This window comes from Pseudomonas sp. P105 (genome assembly GCF_032614175.1).
In the GTDB taxonomy this organism is placed as follows: Bacteria; Pseudomonadota; Gammaproteobacteria; order Pseudomonadales; family Pseudomonadaceae; genus Aquipseudomonas; species Aquipseudomonas rhizophila.
Map to the genome: position 1 here is coordinate 3,672,105 of NZ_CP126693.1, position 21,905 is coordinate 3,694,009.

The 21,905-nt window shown below is 60.1% G+C and carries 19 protein-coding genes and 2 pseudogenes; 3 read left to right on the top strand and 18 right to left on the bottom strand.

Translation table 11 applies throughout. The features are described 5' to 3' along the window. The first annotated feature begins 14 nt into the window (after positions 1–14). Positions 15–800 carry an SDR family NAD(P)-dependent oxidoreductase gene (locus QOM08_RS16345; protein WP_188251104.1) on the top strand — a complete coding sequence of 262 codons (786 nt, stop codon included), beginning with the start codon at positions 15–17 and terminating at the stop codon, positions 798–800. A 101-nt stretch (positions 801–901) separates the two neighbouring features. On the opposite strand, the gene QOM08_RS16350 is transcribed toward QOM08_RS16345, so the two are convergent. The 10 genes and pseudogenes from QOM08_RS16350 to QOM08_RS16385 form a co-directional block, all read right to left on the bottom strand. Then, positions 902–2,173, bottom strand: coding sequence for an OmpP1/FadL family transporter (locus QOM08_RS16350; protein WP_076384114.1), 1,272 nt, complete (start codon positions 2,171–2,173; stop codon positions 902–904). 50 nt (positions 2,174–2,223) lie between these two features. Continuing rightward, positions 2,224–3,003, bottom strand: coding sequence for a thioesterase family protein (locus QOM08_RS16355; protein WP_316911811.1), 780 nt, complete (start codon positions 3,001–3,003; stop codon positions 2,224–2,226). A gap of 277 nt (positions 3,004–3,280) precedes the next feature. Beyond that, positions 3,281–3,895, bottom strand: coding sequence for a TetR/AcrR family transcriptional regulator (locus QOM08_RS16360; RefSeq protein WP_316911812.1), 615 nt, complete (start codon positions 3,893–3,895; stop codon positions 3,281–3,283). Between the two features lie 184 nt (positions 3,896–4,079). Then, complete coding sequence (locus QOM08_RS29125; RefSeq protein ID WP_370695200.1) at positions 4,080–4,964, bottom strand: sensor histidine kinase; 885 nt, start codon at positions 4,962–4,964, stop codon at positions 4,080–4,082. After that, a pseudogene (locus QOM08_RS29130) lies at positions 4,938–5,435 on the bottom strand (response regulator transcription factor); the annotation flags it as partial. The pseudogene QOM08_RS29130 and the gene QOM08_RS29125, both read right to left, overlap by 27 nt. 51 nt (positions 5,436–5,486) lie before the next feature. Further along, a pseudogene (locus QOM08_RS29135) lies at positions 5,487–7,715 on the bottom strand (ATP-binding protein); the annotation flags it as partial. Between the two features lie 109 nt (positions 7,716–7,824). Beyond that, the gene (locus tag QOM08_RS16370; protein ID WP_223194380.1) at positions 7,825–8,925 is read right to left on the bottom strand and encodes an ABC transporter substrate-binding protein; all 1,101 of its coding nucleotides are present in this window, start codon (positions 8,923–8,925) and stop codon (positions 7,825–7,827) included. A gap of 412 nt (positions 8,926–9,337) precedes the next feature. Then, a complete protein-coding gene (locus QOM08_RS16375; protein WP_274090206.1) occupies positions 9,338–9,715 on the bottom strand; it encodes a MerR family transcriptional regulator in 378 nt (125 codons plus the stop codon). A 46-nt stretch (positions 9,716–9,761) separates the two neighbouring features. Continuing rightward, the gene (locus QOM08_RS16380) at positions 9,762–10,235 is read right to left on the bottom strand and encodes a carboxymuconolactone decarboxylase family protein (protein WP_076384108.1); all 474 of its coding nucleotides are present in this window, start codon (positions 10,233–10,235) and stop codon (positions 9,762–9,764) included. Positions 10,236–10,385: 150 nt separating this feature from the next. Beyond that, on the bottom strand, positions 10,386–11,552 hold the full coding sequence (locus tag QOM08_RS16385) for an MFS transporter (RefSeq protein WP_274090207.1): 1,167 nt from the start codon (positions 11,550–11,552) through the stop codon (positions 10,386–10,388). Between the two features lie 94 nt (positions 11,553–11,646). Here QOM08_RS16385 and QOM08_RS16390 point away from each other — a divergent pair, with 94 nt between their 5' ends. Continuing rightward, positions 11,647–12,540: a LysR family transcriptional regulator gene (locus QOM08_RS16390; RefSeq protein ID WP_316911814.1), complete on the top strand. Its 894-nt coding sequence runs from the start codon at positions 11,647–11,649 to the stop codon at positions 12,538–12,540. Between the two features lie 120 nt (positions 12,541–12,660). Here the strand turns inward: QOM08_RS16390 and QOM08_RS16395 are convergent, their stop codons facing one another. Beyond that, a complete protein-coding gene (locus tag QOM08_RS16395) occupies positions 12,661–13,611 on the bottom strand; it encodes an alpha/beta hydrolase (protein WP_316911815.1) in 951 nt (316 codons plus the stop codon). A gap of 62 nt (positions 13,612–13,673) precedes the next feature. Further along, the gene (locus QOM08_RS16400; protein WP_160894371.1) at positions 13,674–14,879 is read right to left on the bottom strand and encodes an MFS transporter; all 1,206 of its coding nucleotides are present in this window, start codon (positions 14,877–14,879) and stop codon (positions 13,674–13,676) included. Between the two features lie 105 nt (positions 14,880–14,984). Between QOM08_RS16400 and QOM08_RS16405 the strand changes: the two genes are divergently transcribed. Continuing rightward, entirely contained in the window at positions 14,985–15,626 is a 642-nt protein-coding gene (locus QOM08_RS16405) for a TetR/AcrR family transcriptional regulator (protein ID WP_316911816.1), read from the top strand. A 244-nt stretch (positions 15,627–15,870) separates the two neighbouring features. Here QOM08_RS16405 and QOM08_RS16410 read toward each other — a convergent pair whose 3' ends face one another. The 6 genes from QOM08_RS16410 to QOM08_RS16435 all read right to left on the bottom strand — a co-directional run bounded on the left by QOM08_RS16410 (position 15,871) and on the right by QOM08_RS16435 (position 21,856). Beyond that, positions 15,871–16,164: an antibiotic biosynthesis monooxygenase family protein gene (locus QOM08_RS16410; protein WP_047230142.1), complete on the bottom strand. Its 294-nt coding sequence runs from the start codon at positions 16,162–16,164 to the stop codon at positions 15,871–15,873. 40 nt (positions 16,165–16,204) lie between these two features. Then, positions 16,205–17,179 (bottom strand): zinc-dependent alcohol dehydrogenase family protein, encoded by a 975-nt coding sequence (locus QOM08_RS16415; protein WP_316911817.1) that lies wholly within the window; start codon positions 17,177–17,179, stop codon positions 16,205–16,207. A gap of 62 nt (positions 17,180–17,241) precedes the next feature. Further along, positions 17,242–17,544 carry an ArsR/SmtB family transcription factor gene (locus QOM08_RS16420; RefSeq protein ID WP_076384103.1) on the bottom strand — a complete coding sequence of 101 codons (303 nt, stop codon included), beginning with the start codon at positions 17,542–17,544 and terminating at the stop codon, positions 17,242–17,244. Between the two features lie 351 nt (positions 17,545–17,895). Further along, positions 17,896–20,295, bottom strand: a complete 2,400-nt coding sequence (locus tag QOM08_RS16425; protein ID WP_316911818.1) for a TonB-dependent receptor — start codon at positions 20,293–20,295, stop codon at positions 17,896–17,898. Positions 20,296–20,426: 131 nt separating this feature from the next. After that, positions 20,427–21,353 carry a FecR family protein gene (locus QOM08_RS16430; protein ID WP_316911819.1) on the bottom strand — a complete coding sequence of 309 codons (927 nt, stop codon included), beginning with the start codon at positions 21,351–21,353 and terminating at the stop codon, positions 20,427–20,429. Beyond that, positions 21,350–21,856, bottom strand: a complete 507-nt coding sequence (locus tag QOM08_RS16435; protein ID WP_076384100.1) for an RNA polymerase sigma factor — start codon at positions 21,854–21,856, stop codon at positions 21,350–21,352. The genes QOM08_RS16430 and QOM08_RS16435 overlap by 4 nt, the downstream gene beginning before the upstream one ends. Positions 21,857–21,905 lie beyond the last annotated feature (49 nt).

Here is a 21,905-nt window from a genome sequence, read left to right on the forward strand (position 1 = left end):
CAGAGAACAGCAATATGAAAACGAACGATAACTCTTGGGTGCTCATCACGGGCGCGTCGAGCGGATTTGGCGAGGAGTTTGCCCGGCAGTACGCAGCACAAGGGAAATCGCTGGTCCTGGTAGCACGCCGATTGGATAAACTTCAGGCGCTGTCGGCGCAGTTGCGCGAACGCTTCGGCGTTGAGGTGCTCGTCGAGCAAGTCAACCTGTCCTCGATTCCGGCGATCATCGAACTGCATCAGCGACTGAGCGAGCGTGGTGTCGTGATCGATGTGCTCATCAACAATGCCGGTCATGGCTTGCAAGGGCCCTTTCTGGATCAATCCGTAGAACAATCCCTGGCCATGATCGATTTGGACATCGCCAGCCTTACAGCCCTGACGCGCCTCTTCGCGACTGACATGCGGGCCCGAAAACGCGGACATATCCTGATGGTTGCCAGCCTGCTGGCCTTCCAGGGCGTGAAGAATTTCGCCGTTTACTCTGCCGCGAAGGCCTATGTGCTTCGCTTCTCTGACGCGCTTCATCGTGAACTCAAAACCGACGGCGTCGTCGTGACCGCACTTTGCCCCGGGATGTCGGACACCGGATTTGCACAAAGCGCCAGGCAAAAGCTCACACCGGCCCTGAAAATGGTGATGATGCAGCCCCAGCCCGTTGTCGCTGCGGGAATCCGTGCGCTGCAAGCCGGACGCATGAGTGTCGTGCCAGGCTTTGGCAACAAAGCGATTACGGTCTTGACCTGGGCCACGCCTCGCCGGTTTCACCAAGGCATCATGGCGCACGTCATGGGCGTCTGAGTGGGCGAGGTGAAGGCCTTCCCGAAGGGAAAGGAATGCCTACAAAAAGGCCGGAGGCAACCTGTGCCCCGGCCTTTTCGTTATCGTAAAGCGGCAATCAATCAGAAGCGATAGCTGACAGAAGCACCGAGGCCGCTGGCACTGTTCTTATACGTGGAGCTGTAGGCGCCCCGGGTCGCTGAGGTGTGATTGACCTGCACGCTCTCTTCCCACAGATAAGAATAGGCAACGTCGATCGTGACATCGTCCACCGGCGTCCAGCCTGCACCGAAGCTGATCACCGTCCGGTCGCCCGTAGGAATACGTGGCCCGCGGTCGGTGTTGTTGGCGGGCGACTGGTCGACCGACAAGCCTGCGCGAAGCACCCACTGGTTGTTCAACCGGTACGCCGTACCGATGGCGTGGGCCCACGTGTCATGCCAGTTCTGCTCTTCGGCAACGGTGCCCAGCGAGCCACTGAGCAAAGGAGGCAAACCCGAGTTCTGGATGACCAGTTCCTTGAAGCGACTCCAGCGTGTCCAGGTGGTCCCTGCATAAAGCGTCCAGTCATCGTTGAGCTGATGAGTCACCGAGAAGTCCACCGACTCCGGTGTATCCACATCCAGCGAAGCGTCATAGCTCTGGCCGCTGACGCCCAGCAAGCTGAAGACTCCACCAGTAACCTTAGTCTTGGCGTCCAAGTGGTAACTGACTTTGGAGTGGTACGTCAGACCTAAGCGGGTTCGGTCAGTAGCCTGCACCAGGATCCCCGCGTTGAAACCCAGGGCCGTGTCGTCGCCGGTGCTTTTGAGTTTTCCATCATTGCGCCCAGGGCTGAGAGGGTTGGGCACCATCCCGGACAACTCACCGCTGATACGGTTGATGGTAGGACCGAACCCGATCGACACTTTGTCGTTAAAGGCATAGCTTACAGTGGGCTGGAACGTAAGGGTCGTGACCTCGCTTTTGTTGGCGTAATAACGCCCGGCGAAACCGCTGCCATAGTCGGTAATCAGGCCGAAAGGAACATAAAAACCAACACCGAACGCCCAGTGCTCATCAATGGGTTTGACGTAGTAACCCATCGGCACCGTGGTCGCTGGCACCATATCGCCGTCCTGCTGGCCACCGAAGGTGCTGCGAGTCTGGCTGATGTCGGACTTGGCGAAAAGCGTCGCCGCCCCCAGACTGACCTGCTCCCTCTTCAAGCGAGACATGCCCGCCGGATTGCCAAAAACGGTGCTCGCATCTTCAGCAGAAGACGAGCGACCGGCAAACCCGGATCCCATCCCACTGATGCTTTGCTCATTGAGCGCGAAACCGCTCGCCAGCACATGAGAAGTGGCGAGCGCAACAGCGAGACCTAGCGGGGTCTTGAGCCATATTTTTTTCATTATTAGAACTCTTACAGCAGTAGCTGAGGTGAATGAAGCGGGTGGTTGTGTTATGTGAAAATTGCCACGGTCTGACGCGCCCAAAGCACTCGTCGACCGCTCTCGTCCCAGATTTCCATATCTTGCAATGAGTAACCTTCCAGAGCCTGCTGGCTGAAAGAACTGATGAGAAACCATTCACCAGCACCGGCCGGCTGCGGTAGATCAATCATCCAGGACGCAGAGCTGATGGCGGCGGGCTCGGTGAAGCAGGTCATGGCGGCCGGCGGCAAACTGTCAGCGAGCGCAACCAAGGCGACGGCGGGGTCCACGCCCTGTGCATCCAGGTGGCGCACCCACATCAACAGTTCGGGATTTTCTGCGCCAGATACTGGCAATGAACCGCCCGCCACGCGCATCTCGAAGTTATGGGCGCAAGCCGGTGCGACGTTGCTATCCAGAACCAGCGTGGAGTATTTGGATGGCCCCTCTACAAGCGGTCTTCCCCAGGAGTTGTGGCTGATTTTGCTTTCGCGCGGCTGAGCGAATAACAGCGTGGCGCGCAGCGCCAGGTCATCGCCCGACATACAGTCGACCGCTACCGAGGTGACTGACCGCCCTTGACGCAACACGCTGGTTTCGAATGTCTGGGCCTGTGTGACAGGACCAATGAACGACACCTGGGCTGACCTGAACGGCGGGAAATCTGTCGGACACTCACGCAAAACCGCTTGCAGCGACAGCGCCGCAGACAGCCCCCCAAAGACAGTGCGCCCCTGTAGCCAGTTGGGTGGTGCAATAAAAGGTGAGCGTGGATCGAATTGCTGCAGCATCTGGGCAAAGCTGGTCATATCAACGCTCCCCTGAACTGACCGGTCGTGATCCCCACCAAGCAGCACGCAGGCGTCGCCCTCTCCCAATCGAAACGGGTGGATGGAATCGGTGAAGACCTAAGCTGAAGGCGGCGCTGGATCATGGCGATCTCTTGAGAACAGATGCGCCATACTTATTCATGTGACCATTTGTGTCAACAGTCACAATCCAGACAAATAGACACCTTCATCAGAAGGTAAAATCGCAGGGACCACGGGGATAGGTTGCAACGGCAATGCGGCCCTCAGCCGAAGCTCAGGGCATGAGGCTACGCAGGATGAGATTGGAGGTGAGCGTGGGGGCATCCTCGATGCGATCGAGGTTGTACTGCAACAGCAAAGGATTGACGAAAGGCTGGAGCGCCAGATGTATCGCGTCTACCGTCTCGTCCAGTGGCGTCCTGCGCTCGAACTCACCGAGTTCTCGCCCCTCTCGTACGATCTGCAGAACAAAGTCTTTGATCCGGGCATTATAAACCTGCGAGCTTGGCCAACGCTCCGAGGCCGAGAACGCGGCGATGTCATAAAGCTTGCGGTCGTTGAAGAACAGGTCCGCGCCCGTGACCATCAGTGTTTTGACCATACGTCTAAAGCGCTCCGTAGGTGAGAGGCCCTCCACGTTGATGGCCTGCTCCACGGTGGCAACGATTTGCGCCAGACAATTTTTGCAAATGGCTTCGCCGATTGCCTGCTTGGAATCAAAGAACTTGTAGATGTAAGCCTTGGAAAACCCGATGGCCTTGGCCAGGTCGGACACCGTGGTCTTGCCGTAACCGTATTGACTGAAATGCTCATTGGCCGCCGCGACAATCTGGTCTCGGATGTCATGGTCGACTGGGCCACGGACGCTGGGGGATATTGGCTGGTTCATGCGGTCAGCTTACTCACCTCAAAGGCGGTTGACAACTTGTGACCATATTGTAATTAAGTCACATGCCTGGCGATTTGGCTGGATAGTCGTTTGCATGTCACGAGCTGCCATCGGCGCAACTGCCCTGCTGTACTGGGTCTATCTGGGACTCGCTTCCAAATGATTTCCTGACATCTGGTGCTCATCACTGCGTCTGCGGACCATCGAGCGGAACATCAAGGATGAAGGTTGCGCCCTGTCCAGCCCCGTCGCTGTGCACGGTCAAGCTGCCCCCCATTTCCTGCGCGGCCAGCGCGCAGCTGTGCAGGCCGAAACCGTGGCCGTCTTTGCGAGTAGTGAAGCCATGGGAAAAGAGCCGCGCCAGATGCTCTGGTGCAATCCCATTGCCGTTGTCGGTCACGGTGATACGCAATGCTGGCCCGTCAGCCAGCAAGGCGCTGAACGTGATGCACGGGCTGCGATCGATCACGCCGTTCATTGCTTGTTTGGCATTGCGGATCAGGTTCACCAGAATCAGCAGCATCCGGTGCCGGTCCAGCGGCAGCAAGGGCAAGTCGGCAATGTCCTTGACCACCGTCACCTCCTGGCGCGCCAGTGATCCAGCACTCATGCGCAAGGCATCATCGATCAACTCCGGGACCGGTACTGTCTCGACGATACTGACAGCAACGGCATAGGACTGCTGGGCAGCGACAATGGTTTTGATGTGGTCAATGCCCTTGGTGAGTTGCCCGAGCTCTTCGATAATGCCCTGTTGCTCTATCGCCACCACCTCCGCCAGCTTGAGCAGGTAGCCGGGCAGCATCTTTCCTTTGTGGTCTGTGGTGAGAAAATCGCTCAAGTCATGGACGTGTTCGTTCATCATCTGAGCCACCTTGCCCAGCCCCTGGGCTTTGGAGGTGCGCATCAGGCTGCTGACCAGTTCTGCCGATACGTTCACGCTGTTAAGGACGTTGCCGACGTTGTGCAGCACAGTCGTGGCGATTTCGGCCATGCCCGCCTGACGGGATTTTGCATGCAGTTCGGTTTGCACGTGACTCATGCGGAGCGCCGCGCGCACGCGAGCCATGAGCTCCAGCGGCGAGAAGGGTTTGGCGATATAGTCATCGGCGCCACTCTCCAGCCCGGAGACGCAGGCCTCGCTACCGCCACGGGCGGTCACCAGGATCACCGGTAAATGGGCAAAGCCGGCGCTGGCTTTGATTCTGGCTGTCAGGCCAAATCCATCGAGTTTCGGCATCATTACATCCGAAACGACCACATCGATGGGTCGACGCTGCAGGAGTGCCCAGGCCTGCTCGCCATCAACTGCGGTGGCGACGATGTAATCGTTTTGCAAAAGTTCTCTGAGATAGCTGAGCATTTCCGGGCTGTCGTCGACCACCAGCACTCTGGATCGCAAGGCGTGTTCCGGGTGCTGCGCGTCGCCTGCGCCTTGCGTCGCGACTTGGTCGTTGCGACTGCCTTGGTGGCCGTCGTCGAAACGCAAGTGGCGCTGCTCAATAGTGCTTGTTGTGCTCGATGACGATCGCTCCTGCATATTGCTGGCTTCGCTCGGCACGGTGTTTTGCTCGGCCCCCAGCGGAAGTCGAACAAAGAAGCACGAACCCCGTCCAGGCTCGCTGTTCACGCCCACTTCGCCCCCCATCAGTTCGGCCAGATCCTTGACCAGGGCCAGACCGATGCCTGTGCCGCTGTAGTGGCGCGTGGCGGAATTGTCGATCTGGGAAAAACGCTGGAACAGCAACGGCAGTTTGTCAGGCGCAATGCCGATCCCCGAGTCTTGCACCGCGAGTTCAAAACGCTCGCCATCAATCAGCGTCACTGCCAGGTGCACGGTGCCGCCGGCGGGCGTGAACTTGATGGCATTGCTCACCAGGTTGAGAAGAATCTTCTCGAAGTGTCGGGGGTCCAGGAACACCGTGCCGAGCGCAGGATCGACGCTGCTGGTCAGGGTGCAGCCTTTTCCCTCGGCCACCATGGCGGCATCCTCGGCCAGCACACCCACCATCTTGTTCAAGTCAATTGGCGCCGGACACACCTCGAACTTACCCGCTTCGGCTTTGGAGAAATCGAGAATGTCATTCACCCGGTTCATCAAGCGCAGTGCGTTGCGTTGGGCGCGGTCGATTTGCACATGCCAGTCCGCCGGCGGGATGGTCGCCGCCGAGAGCTGCTCCAGGGGGGCGAGAATGAGGGTCAGGGGGGTGCGCAGTTCGTGGCTGACGGTGGCGACGAAATCGCTCTTTGCCTGGTTGGCCGTCTCGGCCTGGTTGCGCGCCTGAATGAGCTCGACGGCCTGCGCCTCCAGCACCTCGGTCTGTTGATGCAGCGTGTCGGTCCGTTCGGCGACCATTCTCTCCAAGGAGGCCTGCACTTGCTGTCGTTCGGCTTCAGCCTCAGCCTCCAGCACCCGGATGCGCAGGGCATTCTCCTGGAACACCCGTACGGCGCGGGTCATGATTCCAATCTCATCGCCGCGTCCGGCACTGGCGATCTCGGCGTTCAGGTCGCCGGCCGCAAGCCTGCGCATGACCGAGGCCAGGGCCACGATGGGCTGTGCGATAAATCGCGACGTGCTCCAGGCGATGGCGCCGGCTAGCAGGATGGCGACGGTACCTGCAATTATCGTCGCAAGCATGCCGCGATCATTGTGGACCAAGGCGTCGGAGCGCGCCTCTCCAGCGAAGCGCGCAACCAACTGGCCGGCGCTGCGAGCCTCGTCGCGAACCTGATCGCGTGCATCGCTCAAAGCGTTGCTTGCCTGATGGAACCTGGCGAATGCCGCCCGGTAGCCGGCAATCTGATCGCTGACCGTCAGAGGCGTAGCCTTGGCTTGCGGCCCCACGGACGAAGGCAGAACGCGCGCGAGACGGGAAAGTTCATCAAGGATGTGGCCGACAGAGCTGGCGATCTCGGCTGACGGTGACAGGCGAAACGACAGGGTCTGCGCCTCCAGGGTGGCAACACGCTCGGCGAAACGCTTGGACAACGCGGCGGCATTGTGCAGCAAGCCGGTGGCTGCCTGAATGTCGCTTGCATCATGAGCAACGCGCCCATCCACCTCACTCACCATTGCCTCGAGGTGCTCGACCACATTCCCGACGACGGCGAGCTGCCGCAACGCCTCGCCTCCCCGCAACTTGGGCGCCTCGCCAAGGTGCTCTACCGTCACGCAGGTAGCAACGACCGCTGTTGCCAACTGGTCCAGGGTCTCTCTCTCCTGCGGCTCCCCCATCACCTCGCGCAATTGCTCGACCACCGGCGGGAGTGCCGCGCAAGCGCTGTGCGCCGCGGCCGCCCCATCACCGGTCACCAGCATCTTGGCCACATTGGCGATGATGATCCGTTCGCCGTTGCGCAGGATATCCAGGATGCGATGGGCGCTTTCAATGTTGCTCACCTGCGCCTGGTGCTCAGCGGTGCGGGCGTCAAGCCCCTTCAGCCCATCGGCGATGCCCTGTTCGACCAGGATCGTCGCCTCTCGCATCCGGCCGTAGTGGGCTGTCATGTTCTCCGTTTCGCCATCCATGGTCAGGGTCGCCGCCCGCAAAGCGGCGATCGCCGCGGCGAGCCTGTCCAGACCGCCCTTGAGCGATTGCGCCTCTGCCACCGCAATGGCGGTAAGGCCGGCAATAGCGGTCGCCACCATGCCTTCGGCTTGGGAGAGGCTTTCCTGGTCGCGGGTGGCGATGAAGTTTTCCACCCGCTCGGTGGCCCCGTTGACCGAGGCCAGAATTTCTGCGGAATGGCTGGCCGAATCCACCGAACGAACCATGCCTCGCAGGCCATAGAGGTTGACTAGCGACACCGCCAGCATCAGAAACACCAGTGCGGCGACTGCCAGCCCGATCCTGACGGCAATGGGCCTGTCTGTGGTGGGCCTGAATGTCAGCACCGCGCCTCGCCTCCTCGCTCCCCGCCCACCACTACTGCTTCGTCACCTCCGGCAAAGGCGTCGGCGGCGCCGTATGGTTGACGGCCGCGTCGATCATCGCCGCAACGGAAGCCTGGCTGTAGAAAGGATTGGCGGCGCCGCCCACAGGCATAGTGGCGAGCCAGGCGTCCAGGTCCTTCGCATCGATGCGTACCAGCGGCACCTCGACGAACTTCGGCACTTGCTTGCCCGCCAGAATCTGCTGGGCCACCCAGAACCCCACCTGGGAGACGCTTGGGGAGGCGGAGACCGAGACGGTCTCGTAGCCATTGGCATCGCGCTCCTGCTTCCACAGGGCAAGTTCGTCCTGACGGTTCCCCATCACAATAATCGGCAAAGGGCGCCCCGCCGCCTTGAACGCCATGGCCGCGCCGTAGCCGTCGCCCCCCTGAGTCGCGACGGCATCAATGCTGGGAAGCGACGGCAGTGCCAGCGCCACCTCCTTGCGTGCGACGGACGCCGTCCAGTTCCCGTACACGGTCTTGGCGAACTTCAGGCCCGGGTAGTCGCTGGCGGCTTTGCGAATGCCGTCACTGATGTTTTTATCGGTGGCATCGCCGGCAATGCCGCGGATCTCCAGCAGTGTTCCGTTCCCCTTGAGACGCTCGGCGATATAATCCATTTCCACGCGGCCCATGGCGGACCAGTTGTAGTCCACGGTATAGACGCAGCTTTCGGTGACCAGACTGGCCATGACGACCACCACGATGCCAGCGTTGCATGCATCGCGAATCACCCCGTTGAGGGCCGTGTCGGACGCGGCCAGGATGACGATGGCGTTCACGCCTTTGACGATCATGTCCTGGATATGGGCCGCCTGTTCCGCTGCGGAGTTATTGGCGCTGACCACCGGAGCCTCGCGGATCAAGCCATCCTTTTGGGCTTGGGCCGCCACCTCCTGCCAGTTGCGCACCATCACTTTGCGGAAATCACTGCCCGCGTAGGAGTTGCTGAAGGCAATGCTATAGCTTGAGGTAGGGCCGCCGGCGATGCCGCCATCGGCAGCTTGGGCTGGATTGGCGACAACCATCGCCAGCCCGGTCACGCAGCCGGCGAGGCGCCATAAGATTTTGTGGAGTGGTTTAGTGTTCATGCGGCTCTCCATGTCCTTGGGATTTACCAAAAGTAATCCACCTGCATTTGCCGACAGTCTGGATCGACTGCTCGACCTGGTTGGAGAAGTCGGCCTTCAGATTGGAGATCGTCGACCCTGTGAATGAAGCGCCCAAACGCTCACGAACTGAGGAGATATTGCCCATTGATCAAGCTGCGCCCATGGGCACCGGTTACCGGATTGCTCATTCGGTCATTCCAATCATAGAACCGGGCACGAAGAACCAGAGACATACAGACTCCTTTCCTTGGCGGCTGAAAACCGAAATCAGTACATTGCCTGCAGTGACACTGAGCATAGTCTCAAGGTGCCCACTTCGCTCGCGGCCATGAAGGATTTCAGCGAGACTCTGCTTGTCGTGATGGGCGGGAGTCGACCAACAGAGCAGATCCTAACCTTCCTCCTTGGCCTCAAGCGCACGGTAGTGGTCAATCTTGACTTGCAGTGCAGCAACGGCCTTTTGCATGGCAGCAACTTCGGCCTGTACATCCTGTAAATGGCTCTCCAGCATCTGGCGGCGTTCGGTAATCGTTGAGTCCCCAGCGCTGCGCAGCTTGGCGAATGTTTGCATTTTGCCGATGGTCATGTGAGTGGTGCGTAAACGCAGCAAAAACTCCAGCCACGCCATATCAGTCTGCGCATAAAGCCGTTGCCCGCCGGCCGCACGGGCGACCGGCGCCAACAGGCCGATGCGTTCGTAGTAGCGCAGGGTATAGGCCGTAAGGCCAGTGCGCTTGGCGACCTGGTCAATCGTCTGGTAGGCGTTCATAAGCACAATCCTTGGCCATCGGTGTTCGGTAATGCACCCGTCCCGCTCACTCGGGAGGTGCGGCAACAATTTTGATGCCTCGTTTGGCAAACACTTCCCGCGCTGCGCTGATGCCATTCAACGCGCTTGGAAAACCAGCATACACCGCCATCTGGATGATGATTTCAACGATCTCCTCAGGTTTACAACCCACATTCAGCGCCCCCTCTATATGCACCTTGAGTTGAGGTTGCGCGTTCCCCAATGCGGTGAGGGCCGCGATGGTTGCCAGCTCGCGTGTGCACAGAGCAACACCAGGCCTGGAAAACACATCACCATAGGCGAAATCGACTATCCATTCACCCAGCTCGGGCGAGATATCGCTAAGCGACTTGACCACGTTGTTGCCGGTGGTCCCGGTGATTCTTTCCAGGGTCTCGACCCCTTTCACTCGTCGACTATCCGGTTCAGTTGCCGACGCCGGAATTGCGATTGCTGAAAGCACGAGCCCGGTTACAGCGCTCAGTTTTTTTAATGTCATGACCTGTCTCCTTGTTTAAGCCGCGCAACGGACCTGGCCGTTTTGGCGGTGCAACAAGGAGGCTATTGGTTAGAGCGCGCTCTAAGTCAAGCGCCAGTTGCTTTCAGCTAAAAGGGCCCGCAGCTAAAGGGAGCCCCCCTCACATCATCGTCACACCACCGCAGTTGCAACCGTTCTGGAACGCCAGGCAAAAGCCAACACCATCAACAGCCCCAGACCCGCCATTGCCGCTCCAGCCAGGGAAATCGCCGGATAACCCAGCCCGGTATTGATCACCGCTCCGCCCAGCGCCGCACCCATCGCGTTACCCAAGTTGAAGGCGCCGATGTTCACCGCCGAGGCCAGATTGGGTGCGTCCTTGGCGGCTTCCATGACGCGCATCTGTAGCGGCGGCACCAGGGCGAAGCTGGCGATCCCCCATATCAGGATGGCAACGGCGGCCGGCAGCGGCCAACGCATCAATACGGTGAATGCCAACAAGACGAGAATCAGCACGCTCAGTGAAACGATCAGGGTGCGATCTATCGAGCGGTCGGCGGCCTTGCCGCCCCACATGTTGCCCAGCGTCAACCCCACACCGAACAGCATCAGCATGGCGGTGATGTAGGCGGTTGATGCATGGGTTTCGCTGCTGAGGATCGGCGCGATGTAGGTGAAGACGGTAAACATTGCACCCGAGCCGACTACGGTCAGGGCCAATGCACCCAGCACCGGTCCACGACCCAGCACCCGAATTTCGGCCATTACACCGACGCTTTGTGGCGCCTGCAGGTTCGGTAGCGCGAACCACAACGCGGCCATGGTTACCACGCCGAGTCCGGTAATACCCCAGAATGCGGTGCGCCAGCCGAACAGTTCGCCAAACCAGGCGGCCAGCGGCACACCGCCGATGGTGGCCAGGGTCAGGCCCAAGAACATGGCCGCAACCGCCCCGGCGCGTTTCTCCGGGGCGACCACGCTAGCGGCGACGATGGAGCCGACGCCAAAGAACGCACCGTGGTTCAGTGAGGTCACCACTCTGGCAACCATCAGGCTGTAGTAATCGGTAGCCAGGGCTGACATCAGATTACCCAGGGTAAAAATCGCCATGAGTCCGATCAGCAGATAGCGCCGGGGAATCCTGCCGGTGGTCAGGGTCATCAGCGGCGCGCCGAGCAATACGCCCAAGGCGTAGGCACTGACCAACAAACCTGCGGCGGGAATGGATACGCCGAGATCCGCAGCGATGCCCGGCAACATGCCCATGGGGGCGAACTCGGTAACGCCGATGCCAAAGGCACCAATGGCGAGTGCGACAAGCGGTGGATTGATACGCATGGAAGGCTCCTTATCTATGCCGCCAATGCTACGATCCAACTTTTTCAGGCGGTAGATAGCATTTCTGGCAATCACCTTTGCGTACGGAGCACAAATGGACTTCAACGGCAGATCAGGTGAAATGAGCGTGTTCGCCACCGTGGCGCAGGAAGGCAGCCTGTCAGCCGCCGCGCGTGCATTGGGGCTGACCCCCTCGGCGGTCAGTCGGATCATCGCGCGTACTGAACAACGTCTTGGCACTCGCCTGTTGTTGCGCACCACCCGAGCGATCACCTTCACCGCCGAGGGCGAGGCTTACCTGCGCGGCGCCCGCCGTATCCTGGCCGACATGGCCGAGGTCGAAGAAGCCATCGCCGACCAGGGCGTGCCCCGGGGCCGTTTGCGGGTCAGTGCCGCCCTCGGCCATGGGCGCCAGACCATCGTTCCCTTGGTGGCAGCATTCAGCGCCCGCTACCCGAACATCGTCGTCGACCTCACCCTCGGCGACGAAGTGGTCGACATTCTCGGCGGTCAGGCCGACGTGGCGGTACGCTTTGGCCATCTGCCCGACAGCCCGCTGACCGCACGAAGGATCGGCGACACCGGCCAGGTCGTGGTGGCATCGCCCGAGTATCTGCAGCGCCACGGCATCCCCCGGGAACCGGAAGACCTGCTACGGCACAACTGCCTGCGCTTCAACTTCCGGCGTGCCGAACCCAACTGGCCGTTCATCCGCGAGGGAAATGAGTTTTCCCTGAAGGTCAGCGGCAACATCGAATGCAGCAGTGGTGAAGCGCTGGCACAACTCGCACGGGTAGGCGCTGGCATCGCGCGTATCGGCTATTTCACCGTAGCCGAGGACCTGCGGCGCGGCGATCTGGTACCGCTGCTGGAAACCTGGAACCCCGGAGACCGTGAGCCGATTCATGCGGTGTTCGTAGGTGGTTCGGCAATGCCGGCGCGGGTGCGGTTATTCGTGGACTTCTTGCTGGAACATCACCGGATGTAAACGGGTAACGTCACCTGCCCCTTTCGGATGAAAGCGGACATTTGCCAAGCCCCGACTACGGTTCACACCGGTGGCTGCCGCGCCTCGAATAGCAGCCACCTTACGCATCAAGAGCATCCGTCAGTTATTCAAGAATTTGACCACCAGAGGATTCAATTCAGCGGAGCACTCCTCCGGCAACCAGTGCCCACAATTGGGCAAGACTTGGCCTTCTACATTCGTCGCGTACTCTTTCATCTGATCCACTTGAAATTGCCCCATTGCGCCGTGCCCTCCACCGCCGATTGCCAGGACGGGCATGTTCAGGGTGGTCTTCGACAGCTCGACGTTTTCAGCGACCGATTCGTTAAGCGCTCGGTAGTATTCGAACGACGCGTTCAGCGTATGGGGCTTGGCGTATGACTTGGCGTACAGATCGAGCAGCTCAGGCGTGAAGACATCCTTGTTGGTCGCGTGTTCTTTGATGAAGTGCGAGAGGAACAGCTTTTCATGCCCTGTGATCAACTTTTCGGCCAACTGGTCGCCAGCGGCGAAGAAGCTGAAATGCCAGACCAGTGACTCTCCCTGTGGGGAGAATGCCGGGAAATCGTACATGCGCTTGTCGGGAATCGGTGCCTCCATGTACACCAGTTTCCTTATCTGGCTTTGGTGCGTTACTGCCATTGGATAGGTGTTCCAGATACCGATGTCATGCGCAACCAGATCAAACGGCTGATTGCCGCTTAGCTGTGTCGCGAGGGCGAACAGATATTTCGAGACCTCAGTGCCGGTGTAACTGGTCTTGGGCGGTTCCGACTCGCCCAGGCCCGGTAAATCCACCGCAACTACCGTGTGAGTCCTCGCAAGTTCGGGCATCAAGCTGTGCCACTCATACCAGGCTTGACCAAATCCGTGGACCAGGTAAACCAAAGGCCCGGAACCGCCTTTCACATAGTGGAGCCTGACGCCGTCTATGGTTTTGAATTCACTCTTGAATCCCGCTGGAACAGGAAACTCTGCCGCTTGAGCCAAGCATGGCAAAGCCAGGGTGATTGCGACTGCGGCGAGGGCCAATCTAATGCGCTTTTTCATTTCATTTATCCATCAAGTCATGACTGAAAATTACGACCATGCGAAGGCGTGCTATCCGCCGATCAATGACTGTGGATCGCCTGGGTGGTGTGCCGTTGACCTTGCGGAAAACCATGCGCCCGTGCCCGAAATGCAATGGCCAGGCTGATCAATAGCAACGCCAGCAACACGCCCGGAAATGCACTCGTTCCCCATTGGCCGAGTAACACGCCACCCAGCAATCCACCGCCGGCAATAGCGCTGTTCCAGACCACTACGTTCATCGAAAGCGCAACGTCAGAGCCCTTACCTGCGGCGTCGGCGAGTGCTGTTTGCAGCAAGGTGGCCGCGCCACCAAAGGTCAGCCCCCAAATAAAGACACCCACGTAAATGGCCGCGGCGGAGCCTGAGAACACTCCGATGAAAATCGAAACCGCTGCGAATGTTGCAAGGCTGGCCAGCACGGTTGTTCGCAGGTGCCGGTCAACCAGTCGGCCCGTGAGCCAGATGCTGGTAAGCGCCGCGACACCAAATGTGAGCAATACCAAATCGACGTCACTGTTCAGCCCAGCCTTGGAAACGAAGGGCGCGATATAGGTGTAAAGAATGTTGTGGGCCAGCATCCAGGTGAAGACGACAGCCAATACCGAGCGAACGCCTGGGGTGAAAAACACCAGACGTAACGGCATGCGCTGTGAGGATGATTGGCCTGGGTAATCCGGCACTTTGATCAGCACCCAAACGATCAATACCAGGGTCATGCCGGACATCAATCCAAAGGCCATGCGCCAGCCCATGAATCCACCCAGCCAGGTTCCCATCGGCACACCCAACGACAACGCGATGGGCGTACCCACCATCGCCACCGCCAATGCGCGCCCCTGCATATGTGGGGCGACCATGCGCCGTGCATAGCCCGCGATAAGGCTCCAGGCCAGCCCCGCTGAAACCCCAGCGAAAAACCGTGCAATCAGCGTCAGCCAGTAGTCGGAAGACAGCGCCGTGAGGGAGTTGAATGCCAGGAAGCCGACAATGGTCACCAGCAGTACCGTTCTGCGGCGCCAGCTTTGCGTGGCAATGGTCAGCGGGATTGCCGCCAGCAACGACCCCAACGCATAGACTGTCACCATCTGTCCGGCCAGAGACGCAGAGACACCCAGGCCACTGCCAATTTCGGGCAGCAAGCCCGCTGGCAAGGTCTCGGTGACAATGCAAATGAAACCCGTCATGGCCAGTGCAAGTAATGCCCCAAGCGGAAGCTTTGCGCTCTGTCGCTCATCTGTAGTCATTTGCCACCTCACATATATACTGATCGGTACAATATGGAGGTGTGCCGCCATCTAGTCAACGACTTATATATCGATTAGTATTTAATTGATCGAGAGGAGGTTCACATGGCACAGATGGGACGTCCACGCACCTTTGACCGTGGCGTGGCGATTACTCAGGCGATGCATTTGTTCTGGGAGCACGGCTATTACGCAACATCACTCAGCCAGCTCAAGGCAAATATCGGCGGCGGCATCACCGCACCCAGCTTCTACGCTGCATTCGGCTCAAAGCAGGCGCTGTTCAATGAGGTGATGGAACGTTATCTGAACACCCACGGCCGGGTGACCGATAGCCTGTTTGACACCACGCTCTCCCCGAGAGAGTCGATCGAACTTACGCTGCGGCGCTCCGCGAAAATGCAGTGTGAGCCCGACCACCCCGCAGGGTGCTTGGTGGCGCTGGGTCTGTTGAGTGCCTGCACGGATGAGAGCAAAGCCATCTCGCAGCCGCTGGCTGACGCCAGATCCTTGAACCGTGCCAGGATGGTGGAGTGTGTCGAACGCGCTATCGCATCCGGGGAGCTGCCAACCACGGTCGTGCCCGAGGCATTGGCTACGGTGTTTGACAGCTTTCTGTTGGGGATTTCGGTACTGGCTCGCGACGGTGTGCCCCTCAAACAGATAGATGACGCGGTGACGCAAATAATGACGTTATGGGATGCATCGTGTATCGGTCGTCCGGCTATTGGTTCAGGCAATCCCTAAACAGCAGTAAACAGCGAAACCTCGTTCCCAGCAAAGGCATCGGTATCGAGCCGATCAGACTGAAAGGCGCTCTGGGGCTGTTGATGAGCGTGTTGTGCCTGAAGAATGTCCGCTTTGGGTCGAGAGTTGCCGGTCATGAACGTCTGCTTCCAACAACGGCTATTTGCTTCAAGGCCACAAGCCCCTCAAGGCGCCGGCAGCATCCATGCCGACGGTATTGTTGGAAGCATCATGTTCGTCAGTCCTAAAAGCTCCCCCCCTCAATATGGTAGACCGTCGGCTCTTCCGAAAAATATTCCTCCAAGCCCATCATGAACAGCCGATGGTCTTCACTCGCTTCGAAGCCCGGCGTGTGATCCTCAAGTGAAGCCCAGCGCACGATCAGGTTGAATTGCTGGGGGGTTTCAATCCCTTGCGCTAGCAAGTGGCCGCCGTAACCCTTTGCGCGGGTGAGCAAAGGGGCGACCTCGGCAAATGCGTGTCTGAACGCTTCAATGCGTTCTTTGTGAACGGGGAGCAGAGCGATTTCATAAATCATGGCATTCCTCCAACAAGCTCAGTTGATTGAAAGTACGCACTCACGAGATGAGCGATGGCTCGACTGCAATCGCGATTTTTCCCTGAAGGCCGTTGTTGGGGCTCTCCAGTCGAGCGTGGGCAAGCCCAATGTCGGCCAGCGAATAGACCGCGCCAACGTGCGGGCGCAGTTGACCGCGCTCTACCAATGCGCTCAGCTCATCAAGTTTGCCGCGGTTTTGTCGGGTAAAAACGAAGTGATAACTCGCGTTCTTGCCCCACGCCTGAACAAGGTTTTGCGGCTGGGCAATGTCCACAATCGAGACTAGGCGGCCGAGTTGGGCGAGCACGTCGGGGCTACGCGTCAGTGTGTTGCCGCCGATGGTGTCGAACACCACATCCACGCCGTGACCACCGGTTTCGCGCATGATGGCGTCGACGTAATCCTCCTTTTCGTAGTCGATGAGCACATCGGCACCCAGGCTGCGTGCGAACTCAAAGTTTGCTTCGCGCACGGTCGTGAAGACCCGCGCTCCAATGGCTTTTGCCACCTGGATCGCGACATGCCCTACGCCTCCCGCGCCGCCGTGTATCAGAATGCTCTCCCCCACTCTGAGCGCCGCTCGCACGGTCAGTGCTTCCCACACCGTCCCGCCAACCAGGGTCAGACTTGCTGCCTCAAGGTGGCTCAGTGATTGCGGCTTACGCCCGATGATGCCTTCGGCCGCAACGTGGTACTCGGCATAACTGCCTGGGCCGTCGAAAATTTGCGGGGTGTACCAGACTTCGTCTCCTGGAGCGAAGCTCGTCACACCCGGCCCGACTTCTTCGACAACGCCCGATACGTCGTGTCCGGTAATGGCCGGCAGTGGCACCAGGTCGGCATAGTCGCCACGTCGAACCTGATAATCCAACGGGTTGATCGAGGTTGCGTGTACCCGGACCAGGACCTGTCCCGCGCCCGGCGCGGGCTTGGGCACGTCGCGGAGTTCGAACGACTCAGGACCGCCAAATGACTTCAGTATCATCGCTTTCATGGTAAATCCTCGCATCTATAAAATTGAATATCGAGATATCTCGATATGTTACGGTAAAAAAATTACAAATCTTTCCCTATGATCTCGGCAAGCGCGCTGATAGTTGCTTCATTGCGCTTGTAGTAGGTCCACTGACCGATACGCCTGACTTCGACCAGGCCCACTCGCTGCAACGTGGCAAGATAACCAGACACCGTTGACTGCGACAGCCCGATACCCTCTTGAATACTACTGACGCAGACGCCGACCGTGAGAACGTCACCCTCATCCTGCGGAGGGAAGTTCTTTACGGGATCCTTCAAACCTTTCAGGATTTGAAGACGCGTAGGGTTCGAGAGGGCTTTGAATATTTCGATGAGTTCCATGCGCTCAGGATATCGAGATTTACCGATATGTCAATACGAGAGATTAGAATAATTCTGGGGTTCGAATTGCCAGCGGTTTCACAGGCTGGAGCGAGTGCCTGCTTCTAGCCGAAAGCAGCCTGTGGCCATGAGTGAAGGCTTTTCTGAAAAAAACCACGATAACGGGCCAAGCAGGTCAAAAGCGTCAAGGGCGAATTCACCGCCCTCTTTGACGCTACCCATGACTGGTTCTGGTGCGATCGCAGCAACGACGACAGAGGCCGCGAATGCAGCCTCTCGGAGCGTCAGGTGAAATCGCCTTTAGCGTATTCACACAGCTTGCAAACGGCGCCCTCCTTATCGAGGGTAACTTCAGAAATCAACGGTGGCCGACACTTTGAGCGTGCGCGGCGCACCTTGAGTCAGGTAGCCACCGTTGGCAGAGGCCCAGTAGTTCTCGTCGGCGACGTTCTCCAGCATCGCATTGAAGGTCAGTGCGCGGCCTTCCAGTTGCGTCCGATAGCGCGCGCCGAGATCGACACGGGTCCAGGCAGGGATGCTGTATTCGTTGGCGCTGTCGACGAACTGACCGCCGGTGCGCAGCAGCAGGCCGTTCAGGCTCAACCCGGACAAGCCGGGCACATCCCAGTCGGCGCCCAGATTGAATTGGAACTGCGGCACACCCACCGCCTGGTTGCCATCGTCGCGGCCGCCGGCTGTGCCGCGCAGCTCGGCTTTGGTCCAGGTGGCGCCGCTCAGCAGGCGCAGGCCGTCCAGCGGCTCGCCGAACAGACTCAGCTCCACGCCGCGATTACGCTGCTCGGCATCCACCCGGTAATAGCCGTCGCCGCCGAGCACGCCCTGCGGCTGTTCGATGCGGAACAGGCTGAGACTGCCGCCGAAGGTGCCCCAGTCGAGCTTGGCGCCCATCTCGATCTGCTTGGAGCGATAGGGCGCGAACATCTCGCCGCTGTTGAGCGCGGCGCCCGGCGCGGTCGGCCCCTGCTGCAGGGACTCGACGCGGTTGGCATAGAGCGACAGGAACTCGGTGGGCTTGATCACAAGCCCATAGGCCGGCGTGGTGATACTTTCCTGATAGTTTGAGGTGCGGGCACCGCTGGCCGCGCTCCAGGCATCGGAGCTGATGGATTGGCGACGCACGCCCAGGGTCAGCAGCACGCGGTCGTCGAGCAAGCCCAGGGTGTCGGACACCGCCAGGCTGCGGTTCTGCACCTTGGCGGTGGTGTCCGGGTCGTGAATATCGCCGGAGACGCTGGTAGCCGGCGGCTCGGCGATGGGCTGGCCCTCATACAGATTGCCGAAGCCGCGACTGCCCGCCACGGTGGACTCGAACGCGTTGCGCTTCTCCTGCCAGATGCCGTTGCCGGCCAGGTTGATGCGGTGACTGACCGGCCCGGTGGTGAGTTCGCCGCGCAGCCCCGTGACGGCGCTCAGGGTCTCCTGGTCCAGCGGCGAATAGAGGCGACCGATACGTGCGTCGCCGTTCGCGCCGTAGACATAGTTGGAGGCGTAGATACCGTTCTCCCGCGTGTATTTGCCGCCTGCACTTAGGTATGCCGTCCAAGTGGGCGACAGGTCGTACTCGGCGCTGAACATGCCATAGGTGTCTTCGAGTTGCGACCAGCTCCAGGGTTGCGCGTAGTTGTGGTCGGAGTCGGGTGCCGACGGCGTCTTGCCGTTGAGAGTGCTGGTAGGCCCCGTCGTGGTCAGATAGACCACCGAGCGCCCCTCGTTGACCCGTTGCTTCTGGTAACCGAGATCCGCAGACAGTCGCAGACGGTCGCCGCGGTAGTCCAGGCCGAGGGTGGCGAGACTGAAGCGCGAGTGCTCCTCGTCCACCGCTGTCTCGCCCTCGCGCTGGGCCAGGTTCACCCGTACGCCGAAACGGTTTTCCTCGCCGAAGCGCTGGCCCAGGTCGAGGTGCCCACCCACTCGGTTGTCGCTGGCATAGTCCAAGGTGGCGCGGCGCGTGGGGCTGTCCTCGGCACGCTTGGAGACCACGTTGATCGCCCCGCCGACACCGCTGCCCGACGGCGACACGCCATTCACAAAGGCGTTAGCCCCCTTGAACACCTCAACCCGCTCGACCGACTCGGTGGAGATGATCTGTCGCGGCAGAACACCGTACAGCCCGTTGAAGGCAATATCGTCGCTGAACAGCTGGAACCCGCGCACGACGAACACCTGGGAGAAGTTGCCGAAGCCGAACGACTGACGCACGCCCGGATCGCTGGCCAGCACCTCGGCCAGGGTCTGCGCCTGGCGCGTCTCAATCAGCTCGGAGGTGTAACTGGAAAAGGCGAAGGGCACATCTTGCATGTCCTGGTTGCCCAGCACGCCGATGCGGGCACCCCGCGCCGTCTGCCCACCGGCGTACTCGGCCGGCAGATCGACACGGCCGTCGGCGATCCCGCTAATGGTGGTGGAGCCCAGCTCCAACACACCTTGCTCGGGCAGCGGCACCAGAGTGATGGTGCCGTCCTTGCCAGTCTGGAAGCTCAGGCCACTGCCCTCCAACAACCGCTGCAGGCCGTCGACCACCGAATAGTCGCCCTTGAGCGCCTGCGCCACACCACTGCCACGGGTCAGGCCGGCCTCATAGAGCAGACGCACGTCGGCCTGCTCGGCGAAGTCGATGAGCGCCGCGTCGAGTCGCTGGGCGGGCACGTCGAGCTGTACGGCTTGCGCCTGTGCGGCAGCCATGGCCAGGGGGAGTACGGCTAGCGCCGCGAGGAAGGGGGTCGACCGCATGCTGATGTCCTTGGCTATCAATGCGAAGAAGTCGCATTTGCAGGAACAGAAGACGAAGGGGCCGATGATTTCTGAACCATCGCCGCCTAAATATTTTCTGTTTTCTTGAAGGCCCGGGCGCGGCGCGAGTCTCAGCGGCGTGACGCGACCAGAATCAACCCCGGCAAGCGCACCAGACGCACAGGCAAGGTGGTTTCAACAGCACTTAACACCGCCTGTGGATCGTCAAGGGCGAACACGCCGGTCACCTGTACCCTGCGAGCGGCTTCGTCGACAAACAGCACGCGCGCAGACTGGCTGCGCTCAAGTTCGGCGAACACTTGCTCCAGTGGCCGGTCGCGGAATATCAGCTTGCCGCGCTGCCAGCCCAAGCGCTGGCGCGCATCCAATGCCTGCGGCACCTGCAACTCCCCGTCGCGCCACTGCACCTGCTGCCCGCCGACCACCGTCAGCGGCTCGCGCCCCTCGCTGGAGGCCAGCACTCGGCCCTCACTTATCGCGAGGTCGACACCGCCCTCCTCCAGACGCACATCAAAGCGCGTGCCGGTGACGCGTATACGCGCCTCGCCGGCAGTGACAGTGAACGGCCGAGCCGGGTCATGGGCTACCTGGAAATCCGCCTCGCCGCGGTACAGCCTGACCTCGCGGCGACCGTCGACAAACTGCCAGTCCAGCGCCGAATCACCGTTGAGGGTCAACAGCGAACCATCTGCCAGACGCAACTCGCGCACCTCCCCCGGCTGAGTGCTGATATCGGCATACAGGCCAATCCAGGTGCCACGCGGTAGCCACAGGGCGAGCAACAGCATCGCGGCGCAGGCCAGTGGAGTCGCCCAACGTCGATGGCGACGCATCACGCGCACCTGAGGCTGCTCGGCCGGACGTTCTATCTGGCCGAGCAACGACCACAGCCCTTCCACCTCACGAAATGCGTGCTCGTGCTCGGGCGCCGCCTGGCGCCAGGCCTGCGCGGCCTCGCGATCGGCAGCGGTGGCGCGACCAGAATGCAGCAACACCTGCCATTGCCGGGCCTGATCGAGAAGCGAAGGATGAATCACGGCTGCGGGTCCATCTGCTGCTGGCAGTGTTCGAGGGCCTTCAAAATATAACGTCCGGCCATGCTTTCCGAGACACCCAGGCGCTCGCCGATCTCACGCTGGGTCAGCCCGTCCAGGCGATTCCACAACAACGCCTGACGCAGATGCGGTGGCAAATCCTGGACCACGCGCTGCAATAGCTCCAGGCGCTGGGCGTCGCTTGCCGCTCGCTCCGGACCAGGCTGGGCACTGACCAATTCGACGGATATCTCCTCTTCGACAGGGCGCGATTTTTGCTGACGGCGGTAGTCAATGATCAGGTTGCGCGCGATGCGATAGAGGAAAGCACGAAGATTGCCGATCTCCTTCCCGGACTCGCGCCGACGAAAGCGCAACCAAGTCTCCTGGCGCAGGTCGGCCGCCAGTTCTGCGCACTTCACCTGCCGCGTGAGGAAGCGCAGCAGTTCGCTCGAATGGCTCTCGAACTCGCCGTCAGCGGAATGAGGATCAGGTGGCCAGGACACGCAAGCGACTCAAGCGAGGAAGAACCGCGAGAATATCTCAAATGATAAT